This is a genomic window from Desulfomonilia bacterium (assembly GCA_036567785.1).
Taxonomy (GTDB): domain Bacteria; phylum Desulfobacterota; class Desulfomonilia; order UBA1062; family UBA1062; genus DATCTV01.
On the sequence record DATCTV010000048.1, the window covers coordinates 1 to 17,761 of the forward strand.

Here is a 17,761-nt window from a genome sequence, read left to right on the forward strand (position 1 = left end):
CGTCATCTTCCTGTATCCGTAAAACGGTTTATCCGTGTAGATCTCATCTATCATATTCTTTATCCGGATATCCTCTTCGGATTCCGGAACCGGCTTATAATAAAGATTCGACCGGTTGAGCCCGATAAGCTCGCATTGCTTGCCTATAACTTCAAAAAATCAACTTTATGTGTTTTTTTAAAAAACATTGTATATGAGAATACAATTTACCTGATATAACAGGGCGTTATAACAAATTTTCGCTTCACAAAAATTGACGCATCGAAGATGCGCCCGAAGGGTAAGGGCCAACAATAGCCCGAATCAAAGCAGGTCAAGGAGTGACGCAGCCGAGGAACGAGGCGTACTTAAACGTACGCCGCAGTAACGAGGCAAGGAAGCGACGCAGAGATGCAAAGTTATAACGCCCTTAACGACCTGTATATGGAATTCAGGTACTCCACCACTTCCTTAGATTTAAGTATCGAATTATGGTCCTCATTAAACCCCCTTATCCCGGTGGCGGCCTTTTGCGCGGTGAGATCGAGCTCGCTTGCTATGTCGACCACTCCGTCGTTGTTGCGGCTAAGCATAAGGCTCTCTTTGCCTGAAAAGCCGAAGAGAAGGTAATAACGCATGTCATCAGGCAGGGGCGTTTTCCAGAGCTTTTCAATGTAGGGGCTGCCCGGTATCACATCCCACCAGGAGGGTACGACTTCCGGGGCGTCTTTCGTCCCCATTTCGGCTGCTTCATGCCCGCCCCACGGCGTCGATATCGTTGCATAAAGAGGCATACCGACAGGGCTTTTACGGTTTATCATCTCATTGATGATGCCTTTTGATAACAGCCCACCCATGCTGTGGGCCACAATGCCGATCTGCTTAAACCCGTATTTCACCTGAAGCTCGGTGAGCGCCCTGTAAAACATTTCGCTGGTCGTATCCAGAGGCACCCCGCTGGCATAATATGCCATCCACGGCTGGATGCGCTTTTTGTCCATGTGCTCGATGATATAGCGCCAGTCCCTGGGAGAGCCGTTCGCACCATGGACAAAGAGGACAGGCATGCGAGAAGGATCATAGGGCTCGAGGAAAAAGACGCCTCCGCCCACTTCCCGAACGAACCGGCTCGGTTCCCATTGGCCCATATCTGCATTTTCCTGAGAAAAGCGCGGGTTATCAAGTGTCGTAACCTCATCGAGACTGACCTTAAGTTTGGGATCATTTGCAGACAATCCCATTCCGAGCGTCTTTACGGTTATGGCGGGCATATCTTCCCTTGCCATTGCTCCCATTATTATCTTAATCCCCTCAACTTTCTGATCCGGCTTCACCTTGAGCGAGCCGTTATCCGGGTACAAGCCGAACGGCTCCTGTCCGTCAGGTTCCATATCGCCGTTTTCATCTTCAAAGGCCATCATCCTGTATTCGCCGGGGGCGTTCGCCATAAACTGAAAGCCGCCCCTTCCCTGCATGAACCAGTAGCGCAGAACTGTCCTTTTCGGGTCACCGTCTTTCCATAGGACAACCATAACGGGCTTCACTGCATCTGTTTGAGGTCCGACATCACCTTTTATGAAGCAGAAATTTCCCTTAACAAACGACATGTCCTTCTTCAGTTTTGAAAATCCGCAGCCGGCGCAGGTGAAAAGGACAGCAAAAAGAATCAGACACAGGCACGTCTTCAGTATGCGAACCGTCATGTTTCCCAATTTCATTTTCCGCTTCCCGGATTGATGGAAAATATAATTCACTTCAGCGATAAACATTTTTTCGATGCCCTACCTTTACCACCCAGACGGTAAGCTCCCTATCCTGAATAGAATAGATAATTCTGTATCGTCCCTGACGGATGCGATATTTTTCCTGTCCGGAAAGCTTCTCGTGCCCTGGCGGTCTCGGATCTTTTGCAAGAGCTTCGATGCGGGATAGAATTTTTTGAAGATCTTTCTTCGGTATTGCGCGTAAGTCCTTCTCGACAGATTCCTTGAAGAAAATATTATATCCGGCCATCTTTCTTAAGCCTCTTGATCATTGCTTCATAGCTGATAAGCGGCTCTTTTGCCCTTTCTTCAAATGCGGCGATATCTTCGGCGTCTTCGGCCAGAGATTCCCTAATGGCTTCGTTTACCAGCTTTGAGAGGGACTGCGACGTTTCAAGGGCCTTGAGTCTGAGTGCCTTATGTAATTCAGGGTCCAGATATATGGTGGCTCTCATGGCTGCCGTGCTCATATTATCACCTCCTTTAGCGTTATGGCATTATAGCGTTATAACGTTATAACGGCAATAAACATTTCAAGTGATTTTCAAGAACCTCACGAAGGATGGTGAACAATACAGGGCGTTATAACAAGGCAGGTCAAGGAGTGACGCAGCCGAGGAATGAGGCGTACTCAGTTACGTACGCCGCAGTGACAAGGCAAGGAAGCGACGCAGAGATGCAAAGTTATAAAGCCCTGTGTTAGAGTTCGATCTGGGCCCCCAGTTCAATAACCCTGTTCGGCGGTATGCCGAAGAATATGGTCGGATTGGAAGCGTTTCTCGACATGAATGCAAAAAGCGCTTTCCTCCAGGTTGCCATTTTTGAAGTCCCCTCCGTCAGCAGCGTCTCCCTGCCCAGATAATACGTCGTCTGAGCCGGATCGGTCTCAAGACCTTTCCTTCCCGCAAGCTTCATTATATCCGGCACATTTGGCGACTCCATAAAGCCGTAGTCTGCGATTATCCTGTAAAACCCGCTTCCCAGGTTATCGATCGCCACCCTTTCTTTTTTAGGCACGCTGGGTATGTCAGACGTCTTAATGGAGAGCAGTATCACCTTTTCATGAAGGACCTTGTTGTGCTTGATATGATGAAGCAGCGCAGGCGGTGTACCAGTGGGAGAGACCGTCATGAACACGGCCGTCCCCTCGACACGGTAAGGCTTTTTCTTCGATACGTCTTCCAGGAACATGTCAAGCGGCAGTCTTATTTCATTCAACTTCCGTGAAAGCTGAGAACGGCCGTCCTTCCATGTTGTCAGCAGTGTCATCACAATCCCTGCAACCAGAAGGGTGAACCATCCGCCTTCGCTTATCTTGAATAAGTTTCCGCTTACAAAGGCGAGGTCGAACATCAGGAACAGGCAGAGTAGCGGGACGGCCTTTCTTTTGGGCCATTTCATCGTATGCCTAGCAACCATGAAAAACATAACGGAAGTAATCGTCATGTCCAATGTCACCGCAACCCCGTAGGCACCCGCCAGGCCGCTTGATTCCTTGAAAATAAGCACCACGCCTATGCAGGCAATCATAAGGGCCCAGTTGATTCCAGAGATGTAAATCTGGCCTTCCTGAAAATATGACGTATGCTTGATCCTGAGCCTCGGACAGATACCCAGCTGTACAGCCTGCTGTGTCAGTGAGAATATGCCTGAAATCATGGCCTGAGAGGCAATTATCGTAGCAATGGTTGAAAGTGCGACCATAGGATAAAGAAGAGGTTTTGGGACAAGTCCGTAAAATGGATTGGCCACTGTCTCAGGATTGTTTAAAAGCAGTGCGCCCTGCCCGAAATAATTCAGTATCAGCGCAGGATATGCGACATAAAACCATGCCCTTCTTATTGTGGGTCTTCCGAAATGGCCCAGGTCTGCATACAGTGCCTCGCCTCCGGTAATGCAAAGGACGACCGAACCGAGGATGATTATGCCGTGGATGCTGTTGGTGAAAAAGAAATTAAGGGCGTACAGTGGATTGACTGCTTTGATTATGCCGGGATAATGGAATATTTCCTTTATCCCGAGAACGGCTATCACAAGGAACCACAATATCATGACCGGGCCGAAAATCCTGCCGATGGTTGATGTTCCCCGTTTCTGGAGAAAAAAGAGCAAGAACAGAATTATGCAGGTTAACGGAACGATAAATCTCTGTGCCGCAGTGGTTGCAACATTGAGCCCTTCGATGGCCGACATCACCGATATTGCGGGAGTTATAACTCCATCCCCGTAAAGGAGTGATGCACCGAATATGGCTATTATCACGAGATACTTCCTGAACTTGGGTAAAAGCTGTTCGCTCCCTGCAGATGTAAGTCCCAGAAGAGCGAATATGCCGCCTTCTCCGTGGTTGTCAGCCTTGAGTACGAATGTCACGTATTTTACGCTTATGACTATGGTTATCGCCCAGAAGACAAGGGAAATAACCCCCAGGACATTGACATGCGTAAGGCCTATATTATGAGAACTCCGGAAGCATTCCTTTATGGCGTAAAGCGGGCTTGTGCCAATATCGCCGAAAACTACGCCAAGCGCTCCGATACAGAGTGCGGCTTTTGCAGCGAAGCCTTCAGGCTGAATATTTCCCGCATTATTTGTTATATCCAAACCGGGTCACTCCTGCCACTTTTTCTGTCACATTTCTATCTGCGTTCCGAGTTCAATAACCCTGTTCGGAGGTATACCAAAGAATATCGTGGGATTGGAAGCGTTTCTTGACATGAAGGCAAAGAGCGTCTTCCTCCATTTCATCATACTGGAATCGCCACCGGTCAGAAGCGTTTCCCTGCCAAGATAATATGTGGTCTTGGCCGGATCCGTTTCAATCCCTTTTTTCCCAAGAAGCCTCATTATTTCGGGTATGTTCGGATACTCCATGAAGCCGTAATCGGCAATTACCTGATAGAACCCCTGTCCGAGAGCGGTCAGTGTAATGCGGTCTTTTTTTTCAACCTCCGGGATATCAGAGGTTCTTATTGAAAGAAGTATCACCCTGTCATGGAGCACCTGGTTGTGTTTTACATGATGGAGAAGAGCCGGCGGTGTTCCGACCGGGGAAACTGTCATGAAAACAGCCGTACCCCTGACCCTGGTAATCGGATGCGAAGCAATATCCTTAAGGAACATGTCAAGTGGAAACCTCATTGACAGCAGCTTTCTGGAGAGCATTTCCCTGCCGTCCTTCCATGTTGTCATCAGAACTATTACGATGGCGGCCACCATCAACGTGAACCAGCCGCCGTCCTTGATCTTGAAAAGGTTGCCTGCGACAAAGACCGTATCTATCACGAAGAATAAGGCAATAACAGGAAGGGCCTTTATCCTGGACCATTTATATGTCCTGGTCAGCACTACATAATACATCAGCGTAGTAATGACCATTGTGAGTGTAACCGCTATGCCGTATGCACCAGCCAGCCCTGCAGACCGTTTGAATATCAACACAATACCAATGCATGCTATCATGAGTGCGTAATTGATTCCGGATATGTATATCTGGCCTTCCTTCTGGCTTGATGTGTGCTTGATTCTCAGACGGGGACAGAAGCCGAATTGCACTGCCTGCTGTGTAAGAGAGAACAGCCCGGATATCATGGCCTGCGATGCGATGATAGCAGCCGAAGTTGCAAGGCATACCATCGGATACAAGAAGGGCCTCGGAACCAGCCCGTAAAACGGGTTGTCGGCAACCGCCGGATTTGAGTAAAGAAGCGCACCCTGCCCCATATAGTTCAATATGAGTGCAGGATAGACTATCATATACCATGACATCCTTATGGGTCGCCTTCCGAAATGTCCGAGATCAGCATAAAGCGCTTCGCCTCCGGTAATGCAAAGGACGACAGAACCCATTACTATTATTCCATGGAAACGGTGCTCTGCGAAGAAACGCACAGCATAAACTGGATTCAGCGAATAGAGAATCGAAGGCAACTTTGTTATGTTTACCAGCCCCAATAAGGCAATGGCGGCAAACCAGCCGATCATTACAGGACCGAATACATAGCCTATTCTCGCCGTTCCCCTTCTCTGAAACATGAAAATTCCGAAAAGTACCACACAGGTCAGCGGTACTATATAAGGATCCGCGGCGACCGTCGCAACGCTCAATCCCTCAATGGCCGAGAGGACAGATATTGCCGGCGTTATGATTCCGTCTCCATAAAGCAGTGAGGCGCCTATTATTGCTGTCATCACAATAGCCGCATTGAATCTGGGAAATCTGCTGTTCCTGTCGGATGACGTAAGGCCTAGAAGTGCAAAAATGCCGCCTTCCCCGTGGTTATCGGCACGAAGGATGAAGCTTACATATTTCACACTGACGACCATCGTAAGAGACCAGAATATGAGCGATGTTATCCCCATTATGTTCAAATGGTTTACGGCTATGGGATGAAAACCTCTGAAACATTCCTTTAAGGTATAGAGCGGGCTGGTACCGATATCTCCGAAAACAACTCCCAGGGCGCCTATCACGAGCGGAATCAAGCGACCCGCAGGATTGCGCCCCTCGGATTCATGGGGCCGGTCTTCAGTTTTGCCCCCTTGTTCTGTCTTATCGCTCACGGTTCTGCCCTGCAGATATGTGCATACATTGCCGGCTTTAGCACCATAAACCGCAGGGTGTCAATGTTGAACCGGTCCGGATGCTGTTCTTTCCGGGTGGCTAAATCTTGAGATAATCATAAATAAAATCAGCAAATAATTCATGGCCTCTTTCATTGGGATAACGGGCATCGGCAAGGCACAATTCTGAACTTATCAGGCCTTTTTCAAAGATATAACCGGCCCATAAAAAGTCTATCGGGACGAGATCGCAAAGAAGGTCTTTTGCAACGATTCTGAGAGACCTGTAATAGATGTTTACGGCATCCATCTCATAAGGGTCATCAAATGTGTGAGATGTTGCCAGAACGATGCGCGGATTAAAGAGTTTTCTTGCACGCCTGATCATCCGGACATGGTTTTCCTGAAATTCGGAACGGTAAACCGGCCTGAATGCATCGTCGATGCCGAAATTAAGTAACAGAATATCCGGCCTGAAAGGTTCGATGTCTTCATCGAATGACCAGACTCCTTCAAAGCTTGTCTCACGGTAACGGGATCGGTTAATAAGTTCTATTCCTGATGCCGACAATTTTTCCTTCAGTATGTCGGCATACCCTTTCAGTACACCGTGTCCGGCAGCAATGCTTCCTCCCCTTATAAGAATACGCATTTTATTTTCAGTCTCGAGTTCTCAAAATGCTGAGATCTTCTTAAAGTTAAGAATCGGCCAGCCGTTTAATTTTGCCTGTCTTTTCAGTCTGAAATCGGGATTCACGGCGACAGGATGGCCGACGGAACTCATGACGGCAAGATCAAAATTGGAGTCTGTATAAAAATAGCTGCTGCCAAGGTCTATATCGTTTTCTTCTGCCCATGAGAGCGTGTATTTAAGCTTGCCCTCGCCGTAGCATAACGGTTTTACAAGTCTGCCAGTCAGAAGGCCCTCCTTGATCTCAAGGCGAGTACTTATGATTTCCGGCACATCGAGCGCCCTAGCAAGGGCCCGGACAAAAAATTCGGGACCGTTCGAGACAATTGCAAGCCTGTGTCCTTTTCTCCTGTGTTCATTGATCAGTTCCACACCCTCCTTATAGAGGTGATTTTTGACCATCGTTTTGAACCAGAGGTCGGCAAACAGATCCATGTCTTCCACACTAAGGCCCTTGAGCATGCTTATATTCGCTTCGTACCATTCGTCTATCTCGAGCAGCGTGAGTCTGTAGAGCAGAATCTTATATATGCCGGTCAAGAGGTGGCTCAAGCTTACCAGTCCCATTCTTTTTGCAAGCACAACGGAAGAGTGACCGGAATTTACCCATATGAGGGTGTGATCCATATCAAAAAGGGCGGCTGTCTTACTCATACGAAAACAGGCTATCAGGTTTCTTACAGCTTGTACTCATACATCCTGTGAATCTTTGCTATTTCTCCTCTGAGCGTATTTACATTGCTCAGCATCCTGGCCGTCACTTCCTGAATCTGGACCATTTCCAGGCTTTTGAATCTTGTATGCGCGCGTATGGTCTTTTCCATTTCCGAATAAAGGAGCATGTTGGCGCCGGTTCCCTGATATTCGGGCAGGATGCCCATACCGTTTATCAGAAGTATGTCGGTTCTGTTATATTCCCTCAACAACCTGAAGATGGACAGGGGATTAAGCTTTCCCCTGCTCTTCTGAATAGCACCGGAAAGGTCATAAAACCCCAGCAGGAAACCCACCACTTTATCACTGTGAAGCACGACCTTTATGAGCTCCGGACGCGCGACCGTCATGAGTGATTTGACGACACAGTCGATTTCTTTGGGCGTAAGCTTGTAATTCCCTGCATGGTCGCTCAGCGTTCTTATGAATACGTCAACTATTGAAGGCGCCCATTTTGCGAGCTCCTTCTTGTTTTTCGCCTGCAAAATACTGAATCCGCCCTTATTCAGAAGCTTGTCGGCTGCGTCTTTTATGACCTGTGGAAGTTCTGCCGATGTAGGCAGGATGTAGGAATAGTTGTCCAGATACTTTTTAAAACCGAATTCCTCGATTCGTTCATTGTAATATGGGTGGTTGTACATCATCATCGTCATGGCGGCACGTTTGTCATATCCATGAACAAGGTAGCCGCAGCCGGATACCCCGCCAAAACCGATAGGACCGATTATACTTTCAAGCCCTCTTTTCCTGGCCCAGTTGACTGATTCTTCCATGAACGCGTTAACAACTTCCTGATCATCGATGAAATCGCAGAAAAAAAAGTATGCGCTGTTCTTGTTGTGTGTCCTGTTGTATCCGCCGTTTTCAAATACAAATATCCTTCCTGAGGGAACACCGTTCCTGTATGCCGTCAGAAACTCACCCTCGGTATGCTCGAAAACCGGGTGCTTTCTGTCTATGAACTGTTTCATGTCATTATTGAACCATGGAACCCAGCAGCTGTTTCCTTCATAGATGGGAAAAGGCACTTTGATGAAATCCATGGCCTCTTTTGTATTCGAAGAGGTTAAAGTCTTTATCTCTATAGAATTTTTGCCCATAATAAAATTCTGCCCCTTGCGGAAGATATGAAGTCAAAGAGATACTACCAAGAAATAAAAGAAGCAAGCACCTATTGGATATAATAAATGAGATATTCTGAATTCAAGCCGGTCTGGATTTTAAGACCTGACCGGCTTGAGCCATTGCTTATTCGAACAGAGCTTATATTTTCATGGTCTGGCCTCGATCTTCTCCCACATCCTTATATAGGCTTCGGCGGAATTGAAAAGGGGCTTCAGGTCCTCATCGGTAAGACCTACATTCCTGACTTCCTGTATAAAATCAGGTATCAGGCCATAATTTGCCAGACCGTCATAGTTTATGTCGAACACCCTGTTCCCGGTTCTCAGATGGTCTATAATTCCTGTTCCGGCATATGGCGCGAAAGGATATGAGACCTTTGGCGCTTCGTTCTCCTGCTCCCCTGTACCCGAACAAGCCTTTTCTCCAAAACGGGGCGAGGGCTCGGTAGCAAAACCGTTTACATCCGTGCTCAGGGGGACACCTACAAAATCTCCATCTTCTTCGATTACATCACAAATGTACTTGTATACATTAGCCCAGTTCCTTGATGATATCTTGCAGTGGGGTCCATTGATGTACTTGTTTTTAATTCCTTCATCACCCTGTATCAGTATCGGCGCAACAATCCCTCCAAGCCTGTGTATGCGCCTGATCTCATCAATAGACTTGCTGGCCTCATCCCCCTTTCCTTCAACAACAGCGGCATGGCTGGAAACGAGAGGGTAGTCATTATCTTCTGCAATTTCAAGCACACCTTCATGAACCCTATCATCCACATAACCGTTTAATGTCCTGAAACTCATATGATCGATCTCTATTATCATTTTTCTTTTCATCATCTCAGTTATAAAGAATTTTCCGAGATCGGTAAGGCCCCTTGAATTGCAATATGCCTTCCCTTCAGGATATTCAGGGTAAACAGGCAACACAACTCCCAACAGATTGAACAGGGAGGTGACAAACGGGTTGGACCCTTCCGGATACGTTATGGAAAGCTCCTTGTATGTAAATACTTCCAAGGGCGAAAGCAGGTCAGGATACTCTTCAGGTGTAGGACATTCACATGGTTTAAAATATTCATGTTCATTATTCCTTATCTTGTTCCCGAGATTGTAGATTCCGGGAACGAACATAGCTGTACCTCCGAAGGCATTATTGAAGCCGTGTAACGGGAAGATGCTTCTCACTCCGAGGCTGTAATAGTAATCGAGCTGTGTCCTTATTATCTCCTGGGCTTTTTTAATTTCAGCTTCCCTTTCCTTATCTGATTTAATCCTATCGATGTCAGTCCTTATGTTGAAGATCGTGGCGACCTCTATTCCCAGTATTACAGCGAGTTTTCCCCTGCTGATAACCTCTCTGGCCTCTTCGGGTGAATAGACTATCCTGAACCAGCCCTTGCTGGGACCCCCGCATTGAGCATCTATATACTGTTCCATCTGCTTGATGTGAACAAGCTGCTTGTCAACTGTATTCATGTCATCACACGTATAGCCCGGCAACTGGCCAGCAATCTTGCATAATACTTCATTGTTGACTGCGAGATTTACCATGAGTCTTAATCCGGCAGACCAGGATCGCTCGAGCCATTTGTAATATACCATCTGATGTGTCGGAGAGTCAGGACCCGGCCAGTACTTGAAATCCGGCCAGCCGCTAGTGTCATGTTCTGTAGTGCCGTTTGCCACCGATTCGATTAGATCCTTGCTGCCGTTTTTACCGTGCAACTCCGCGCAATCCGGCAATGCTTTCGTTATGCCCAGAGGATGGAACATCTTCCCCCACACGACCTTCCCTCCGAACCCTTCGTTGCCAGTCATATGAACATGGGGATCGGCAAAGCCTATGATTTTATCACCTGCGGGGTTAGCAGGAAACTCAACCTTTGCGTTAACCTCTGATTCCGGGAATGTACTGCATCCCTTTCCCTGCTCAATCAAGAAGCTGCACGAAGAATCCATGACGTCAGCGAGCTGGAGTTTTCCCGATGCGGCTACAGTAAGCCATTTCTGAGTACTTTTGGACTTGATTGCGAATACACCGCTTTCGATCTTTTGAAGCTCCCATTCGGAGCTGCTTCTCGGATCGGGATAGCTTATTACTGCCGAACCGTCACAGGCATCGAGATAACGCCCCCTCCTGTCCTGGAAAATATAGACACCAAGCGCAGAAGGCTTCATGAAAAAAACCTCTGCTTCGGCCTCATCACCCGTTTCCGCCGAATAAATTGAACCTGCTGATTCTAGGTATCTGCCGTTTGCTGGCGAAAAAACAGTGAAGCATCCGTTTGCAAAATCATAGATTGTCCTGTCGGTCTTCGGATAATTGTTGTCCTGACTGGAGGCTTCTTCGGTCAATGGACTGTCGGTGCCGGAAGGGCTGTTGCTGCAAGACATCAGAAGTAATGACATCATGAAAATTAAAACAAATATTGCAGGATTCTCTCGAATATCTTTGCATAAATACTGTATTCTCATATGCATATCCCCGTTATCATAATATTTGGCGTCTTAATTTCCAATATTTAAGATATTGATATCAATAAATATGCCAATCTCAAATGTTTGTATTAACACAGCATAATACCACACAGAAGGTAAAAAGTGGAATATTCTTTCTTTCAAGCAATAGAATATTATTCCATTATTCAAAAAGCAAAGCTTAATCCTTTCAAATATACCTCCTGTATTTGCGCCTTGACATAAATACCACTTATGGTATTAAGTTTAAAGTGTTACTTTAAACATTAACTTAATATGCTACAGATGGAGGCAATTATGTCCAAATTGTTCACCCCCATAAGAATCGGCGGAATGGAGTTAAAAAACAGGATCGTGATGCCGGCCATGCATCTCATGTATACGCCTGACGGATATGTCACTGAAAGGCTTACATCATTTTATTCCGAGCGGGCCAAGGGAGGTGCGGGGCTTATAATCGTCGGGGGATGCGGCATCGACGAATACAGCGGCGGAAGCGAACTTATAGGCATAAGCCGTGATGAATTCATTCCCGGACTCAGAAAACTTACCAACGCTGTCAGAATAAACGGGTGCCGGATCGCCGCTCAGCTTTACCATGCAGGCAGGTATGCATTCTCACCCCTGATTGGCAGGGAATCCATAGCACCTTCGCCTGTGGCTTCCAGGCTGACAAAAGAGGTCCCTCGAGAAATGAGCATCGATGATATTAAACGAACAATAAACAATTTCGCAGCCGCTGCCGCAAGGACAAAGGCTGCTGGATTTGATGCAGTCGAAATAATCGCCTCGGCCGGCTATATAATCTCTCAGTTTCTGTCGCCGGTCACCAACTTCAGAAAGGATGAATACGGAGGAAACATTCAAAACAGGATGCGCTTCGGTCTTGAAGTAGCTCGGGCGGTCCGCGATTCCGTCGGAATTGATTATCCTGTGATCTTCAGGATAGGCGGAAATGATTTCGTCCCGGGAAGCAATACGAATAAGGAATCACGCTTATTTGCCCTGGAACTGGAAAGGGCGGGCGTGGATGCCTTTAATGTAACCGGCGGATGGCATGAGACGAGAGTGCCGCAGATACCAATGGAAGTACCTCCGGGGGCATATGCATATCTGGCGCAGGGAATAAAAAGCGCGGTAAACAGACCTGTAATTGCATGTAACAGGATAACGAGTCTTGGCCTTGCAGAAGACATACTTGTACGGGGTTCGGCTGACCTCATAGGTTTTGCAAGAGGACTGATAGCCGACCCTTACATGCCGGCAAAAGCCTTGGAAGAGAGATTCGACGAAATCACACCATGCATCGGGTGCAACCAGGGCTGCCTAGACCATGTATTCTCGCTTAAACCTGTTGAATGTATGGTCAATCCAAGGGCTGGAAGGGAAAATGAGCTGTCCCTTTCTCTGAAAACAGCCTTGCCCAAGAAGGTTATCGTTGCAGGGGGCGGACCTGCCGGTCTTGCTGCGGCAAAAGAAGCCGCTTTATGCGGGCACAGGGTTACTCTATATGAAAAGTCGTGCGAACTGGGCGGACAGCTGAAAATCGCAGGCGCACTGGAAGAAAGAAGGGATTTTGCCAAGCTGGCAGAAGTCATGGCTAGACAGGCCGTTGATGCAGGATGCGATATAAGGACATCGACAGAAATAGATCCCGGAACCATAGCAGTGGAAAACCCTGATGCAGTGATTCTTGCCTGCGGCGGCAAGCCCCTTATCCCGCCTATACCGGGCATTGAAAATGGGAACGTGGTAATGGCATGGGATGTACTCTCAGGCAAGGCGGATACGGGAAAAGACATAGTCGTCATCGGAGGGGGCGCCGTTGGAATTGAAACTGCCGTATATCTTGCAAAGAAAGGCACTATAGACAATGACACGCTGGCATTTCTTTTCCTTAATGATGCAGAAGAAACTGAAGTTTTACGTAAGGCAGCGACAACGGGCATAAAAAGAGTCCGGCTTATTGAAATGCTCCCGAGACTTGGAGCCGATATAGGCATATCCACAAGATGGGTGGAACTCCAGCTCTTGAAACGTTATGGCGTTGAAACCATGACCGATACCAAAGTTGCCGGAATATTGCCTGACGGCATAATTGTCGAAAGCGGTGGCATACAGGAATCAATCAGCTGCGATACGGTCGTTATTGCAGCAGGAACACAGAGTGAAAACAGCCTCATCTCAAAGCTCGATAAAAAGACCCGAGTGATTATAGCAGGAGACGCCAAGAAGCCTCGAAAGGCCATTGATGCGATCAGGGAGGGTTTTTTTGCAGCAAGGGAACTGAGCAGCTGAACTATTTGTTCTTTAACAGGCTCTTCCTGATATTATTTTCAACCGTACGCTGGAAGAGCCTTTTCAAGACATATCCCCTTATGGTGTCGGCAGACTTCGTAATTTCTGATGTTATCCTGATATTTTCCTCTTTTGATTTGCCCTTTACGACATCCTTTCTCAGGGCCATTTCATGATCCATGAGCGCCCGGCCGATCTGGACATAAAAATCAAGCTTTCTGATATTAATACCAAGTTCACTCATCCTTTTAATTATGCGGCCGAACCTTATGTCGTCGGCATCATACATCCTTTTTTTGCCTTCCTGCATAAAAGGCATAAGAAGTCCGGCGGCTTCGGCCTCTTTCAACTCGTCTTCCATCAGACCGGTCTTGATGAGAAATTCAGTCCGGCTGGTTAGAGTTTCAGTCCCGTCACCGAAAACTGCATGTTCGATCGCCTCCGCTTCTGAAACACTCATACCGTCATCTATCCTTCTCATGATATTCCTGATGACGGTTAGCGGGTAAAACTTCTTTTCCTGGAAATGCCTGACTGTCTTAATCCTTTCAATGCATGCCTCGTCATAGTAGGACATGTTCCTGTTTTTTCTTTCAGGTTCGGGAAGCAGCCCTTCCCTGACATAATAGCGTATGGTCGATGCGGCCACTCCGCTCTTTCTTGAAATTTCGCTTATCTTTATTCCCAAGGTTCCCTCTTTAGAGTGTGAAGTTGTACTTTTGATATACCATTGAGAAGACGGTGTCAAAACATGACAGGGAAATAAGCGTTTTCATTTTTGTTTATGAATGCAAGCTGTCAGACCGGCAGCAGGAATTGCTTCAAGCCTTGCCCCCGGCTTTTTCAAATGAGAAAATTATATACTATCGTAAAGACAGCAAGCCGGTATGCCCAAGTATAAAGCTGTTTTCTGTCCAATTGCTATCGCTGCGATCAGTGCGACTTCTGTCGCTCGGCCTCAGAATCGACCTTCGTAACGCCGGAAGAAACAACAAGCTCGCCTTCCTTCAGCCCTCCAGTCACCTCAACTTGCGAACCGAAACTGATGCCTGTTGTTATCGTCCGTGCTTCGAACTTTCCTCCGCCCGTTTCAACAAAAACAACTTTGCGTCCGTCCTTGTCGATTATTGACTCCAGAGGAACGGCAAGCCTGGTTCCCATATCAATTTTAATCTCAGCAGATCCCTGCATCCCAGGCCTCAAACCGTTATCAGAATTTGAGATGCGCATGTTTACCTTTGAAAGCTTGCCTATAACCCCTGACGGAATGACGGTTTCTGTCTTTGTTTTGAATATCCTGTTCGGATAGGCGTCGATCAGTATTTCCGCTTCCTCGTCTTTTTTAATAAGAGGCATATCCGCATCAGCTACTTCTCCTACGAACATGACAGTGCTCAGATCCGCTATTGTAATCAGTTTGTTTCCTTCTGAAACTGAATCTCCCTTATTTATAAATTTCTTAACTATATACCCTGTAACCGGACTCATGATTTTAATATTTCTTGAGTATATGCCTGCCTTTTCAATCTGGCTTATAAGTTCATCGCTTATACCCATCTGCCTGAGTTTTTTTCTGGCAGTCTCCGCTTCAGCTTCTGATAAAGAACCGGGTCTGGTCGCGGCAATCAGCTCCTGCTGGGCTGCGAGGATCTCCGGACTGTTTATTTCTATCAGCAGATCACCTTTTTTTATGTATTTGCCCTCTTCGGCAACAACCGACTCAACAACTCCTTTAATATTTGTTTCAACCTCGGAAATATTTTCGCTGTCATAATCAATCTTCCCCTGTACCTTGACTGTCTTTCCGAATTTGAGTCTGTTAATTTCAGTTTTCCTTATGCCCATTAATCTCTGGTCTTCATCCGATATTAGAATCTGCGGTTTATTCAAATTGACAATCTTTTGCGGTACCACAGGAAGTGGCTCCTTCAGCGGGACAGCCTTTTTCATAAGAGCGTTGCTTACTAAAACTATTACAATAACTGCAGCTATTATCGATATGCCAATTATTACAGCCCTTCTGTTCATACCTATACCTCCGGGATATTCAGACAGATGCAAGGCTCGTTTTCAATTCTAGGACAGAGGTTGCCAGCTTAATGCAAATCCGTCAAGCACCGCATTTATCTAGTTGATTCTATTTAATTCTTTTTTCATCTTTATATTTAACAATTCTTTGAGTATATAAAATATTTAACAATAATGCAGGAGGAAATCATTATGGGTAGAGATGTGTACATTTTCAACGCAGGCCCGGCTGTTCTTCCCGAACCGGTTCTGGAAGCCACAAGCAAAGCTGTCCTCAACTTCGCCGGAACTGGCATGTCCATCATGGAGGTGAGTCACAGGTCTAAACCATTCGAAGAACTGTTGAACGACACAATAGCTCTCGTAAAGAAAGTTCTTTCCATACCTGATAACTACAAGATTTTGTTTTTGCAGGGAGGAGCCAGTCTTCAGTTTTCAATGGTGCCGCTCAATCTGCTCGGAGAAGGCCAGATTGCAGACTATATAGATACCGGAAGCTGGTCGTCAAAGGCTATCAAAGAAGCAAAGAAAGTGGGCAAAGTAAATATAGCCGCTTCAACCAAAGAAGAAAAATATGTAAGAATTCCGGAACCATCGGAACTCAAGCTTACAAAAGACGCGGCATACTGCCACCTCACATCGAACAACACTATATACGGTTCCCAGTGGCAGAGTTTTCCAGATACCGGCAGCGTCCCCAAGGTATGTGACATGTCATCTGATATCCTGTCCAGAAAGATCAATGTATCCGATTTCGGACTCATCTACGCAGGCGCACAGAAAAATGCAGGTCCTGCCGGTGTAACTCTTGTAATCATAAGGGAAGACCTTATAGGCAAGGCCCCGGAAAATATTCCCACGATGCTTGACTACAAGATACATGCTGAAAACAATTCCCTCTACAATACACCTCCATGTGTGGCTATTTTCGTTGTCCATGAAGTCATGAAATGGATCATTGACCTGGGCGGATTGACGGAGATGGAAAAGATCGACAACAAAAAGGCAGCTATAATTTATGATGTTATTGACAACAGCTCTTTCTACAAGGGAACCGTCCAGAAGAATTCCAGATCCAGGATGAACATCCCGTTCAGGCTCCCGACCGAAGACCTTGAAAAGGAATTTCTTGCCGAATCAGCCAAAATAAATCTTATCGGCCTCAAAGGCCACCGCTCCGTTGGAGGAATAAGGGCCTCGATGTATAACGCCCTGCCGGTTGAAGGTGCCCAGAAACTGGCGGATTTCATGGTCAAGTTTGAAAAAAGCCATTCATAAACTTTAATAAGGGCGGAATTGGATTCCGCCCTTTTCTATCTGTCAATCTTAATCGAATCAATGATCTTTCTGATTTCATCCCGTTTGCAGTTCTTCTCGTCCTGCCTTGTGTTCGCACTGAACATGAAGACATGATCACCGCGGGGAATAACCCATATTTCCGAACATGAAGGATACGACTGTCCATCCTCAGTTTTCATAATTGTATTGAAGCGGATATAAGCCCCGCTCATCCCGTCGATTTTAGCATCCACAGGTCCCTTAATAATCTTGAAGCCGTCAAAGAAATCCCCCATGGAGGCAGTCATGGCGGACAGTATCTTTTTAGGATTTGTCCCCTTGTATTGCCCTGCAGGCTTTGCATCGATTTTAAACGTAGGGTTCAGGTCTTTATAGGGTTCAGGGTATTTCATAATGACTATCATCGGCACATCAGCCATCCTGAGCGAGAGCTTTTTCAGCTCTTCATCCTTCATTTTTGAATTCTTCAGATTTTGATAATTCTGGTCTATACCCATATAAAGCCAGTCTGCAGGCTTCGTAATGCTGATGCCGGCACATGGATTCCTGAATGTATCCGAATCACCGGCATAACTAAGGGCCGGAAAAATCAATATTAGAAGTAAAGAAACATACGATCTGGACATAAAGACCTCCCGTTTTTCATATCTTTATTAACGTCATTTTGCTCTCAAATAATAAACCCACATTTTGCGTTAGCCATATGATTTAATCTGAAGCAGTTGACGTAAGATAGGATAAGTGCTCCTATTTTTGTTGCTTGAAGACAAAAAGGGAGGAGCACTTAAAAGTGAAGCTAAATGATAGTAGGAAAAGGCAGT

The 17,761-nt window shown here is 46.4% G+C and carries 14 protein-coding genes and 1 pseudogene; 2 read left to right on the forward strand and 13 right to left on the reverse strand.

All coding sequences use genetic code 11. The features are described from left to right. The 10 genes and pseudogenes from VIS94_13400 to VIS94_13445 form a co-directional block, all read right to left on the reverse strand. A pseudogene (locus VIS94_13400) lies at positions 1–138 on the reverse strand (IS3 family transposase). Between the two features lie 260 nt (positions 139–398). After that, positions 399–1,697, reverse strand: a complete 1,299-nt coding sequence (locus VIS94_13405) for a hypothetical protein (GenBank protein HEY9162067.1) — start codon at positions 1,695–1,697, stop codon at positions 399–401. Positions 1,698–1,734: 37 nt separating this feature from the next. Then, positions 1,735–1,992, reverse strand: a complete 258-nt coding sequence (locus VIS94_13410) for a type II toxin-antitoxin system RelE/ParE family toxin (GenBank protein ID HEY9162068.1) — start codon at positions 1,990–1,992, stop codon at positions 1,735–1,737. Further along, positions 1,979–2,212: a CopG family transcriptional regulator gene (locus VIS94_13415; GenBank protein HEY9162069.1), complete on the reverse strand. Its 234-nt coding sequence runs from the start codon at positions 2,210–2,212 to the stop codon at positions 1,979–1,981. The genes VIS94_13410 and VIS94_13415 overlap by 14 nt, the downstream gene beginning before the upstream one ends. Before the next feature lie 229 nt (positions 2,213–2,441). Continuing rightward, positions 2,442–4,346 carry a potassium transporter Kup gene (locus VIS94_13420; protein HEY9162070.1) on the reverse strand — a complete coding sequence of 635 codons (1,905 nt, stop codon included), beginning with the start codon at positions 4,344–4,346 and terminating at the stop codon, positions 2,442–2,444. A 27-nt stretch (positions 4,347–4,373) separates the two neighbouring features. Next, entirely contained in the window at positions 4,374–6,305 is a 1,932-nt protein-coding gene (locus VIS94_13425) for a potassium transporter Kup (GenBank protein HEY9162071.1), read from the reverse strand. A 100-nt stretch (positions 6,306–6,405) separates the two neighbouring features. After that, complete coding sequence (locus tag VIS94_13430) at positions 6,406–6,957, reverse strand: SGNH/GDSL hydrolase family protein (protein ID HEY9162072.1); 552 nt, start codon at positions 6,955–6,957, stop codon at positions 6,406–6,408. Positions 6,958–6,978: 21 nt separating this feature from the next. After that, positions 6,979–7,650 carry an HAD family hydrolase gene (locus tag VIS94_13435; GenBank protein HEY9162073.1) on the reverse strand — a complete coding sequence of 224 codons (672 nt, stop codon included), beginning with the start codon at positions 7,648–7,650 and terminating at the stop codon, positions 6,979–6,981. A gap of 23 nt (positions 7,651–7,673) precedes the next feature. After that, positions 7,674–8,810 (reverse strand): hypothetical protein, encoded by a 1,137-nt coding sequence (locus VIS94_13440; GenBank protein HEY9162074.1) that lies wholly within the window; start codon positions 8,808–8,810, stop codon positions 7,674–7,676. A gap of 171 nt (positions 8,811–8,981) precedes the next feature. Continuing rightward, entirely contained in the window at positions 8,982–11,231 is a 2,250-nt protein-coding gene (locus tag VIS94_13445; GenBank protein HEY9162075.1) for a hypothetical protein, read from the reverse strand. Positions 11,232–11,612: 381 nt separating this feature from the next. Here VIS94_13445 and VIS94_13450 point away from each other — a divergent pair, with 381 nt between their 5' ends. Continuing rightward, complete coding sequence (locus VIS94_13450) at positions 11,613–13,613, forward strand: FAD-dependent oxidoreductase (protein ID HEY9162076.1); 2,001 nt, start codon at positions 11,613–11,615, stop codon at positions 13,611–13,613. 1 nt (position 13,614) lies between these two features. On the opposite strand, the gene VIS94_13455 is transcribed toward VIS94_13450, so the two are convergent. Continuing rightward, the gene (locus VIS94_13455) at positions 13,615–14,301 is read right to left on the reverse strand and encodes a MerR family transcriptional regulator (GenBank protein ID HEY9162077.1); all 687 of its coding nucleotides are present in this window, start codon (positions 14,299–14,301) and stop codon (positions 13,615–13,617) included. A 245-nt stretch (positions 14,302–14,546) separates the two neighbouring features. Next, complete coding sequence (locus VIS94_13460; GenBank protein ID HEY9162078.1) at positions 14,547–15,641, reverse strand: efflux RND transporter periplasmic adaptor subunit; 1,095 nt, start codon at positions 15,639–15,641, stop codon at positions 14,547–14,549. Positions 15,642–15,833: 192 nt separating this feature from the next. Here VIS94_13460 and serC point away from each other — a divergent pair, with 192 nt between their 5' ends. Then, a complete protein-coding gene (gene serC / locus VIS94_13465) occupies positions 15,834–16,919 on the forward strand; it encodes a 3-phosphoserine/phosphohydroxythreonine transaminase (protein HEY9162079.1) in 1,086 nt (361 codons plus the stop codon). Between the two features lie 35 nt (positions 16,920–16,954). Here the strand turns inward: serC and VIS94_13470 are convergent, their stop codons facing one another. Further along, on the reverse strand, positions 16,955–17,566 hold the full coding sequence (locus VIS94_13470) for a hypothetical protein (protein HEY9162080.1): 612 nt from the start codon (positions 17,564–17,566) through the stop codon (positions 16,955–16,957). Between the last annotated feature and the right edge of the window lie 195 nt (positions 17,567–17,761).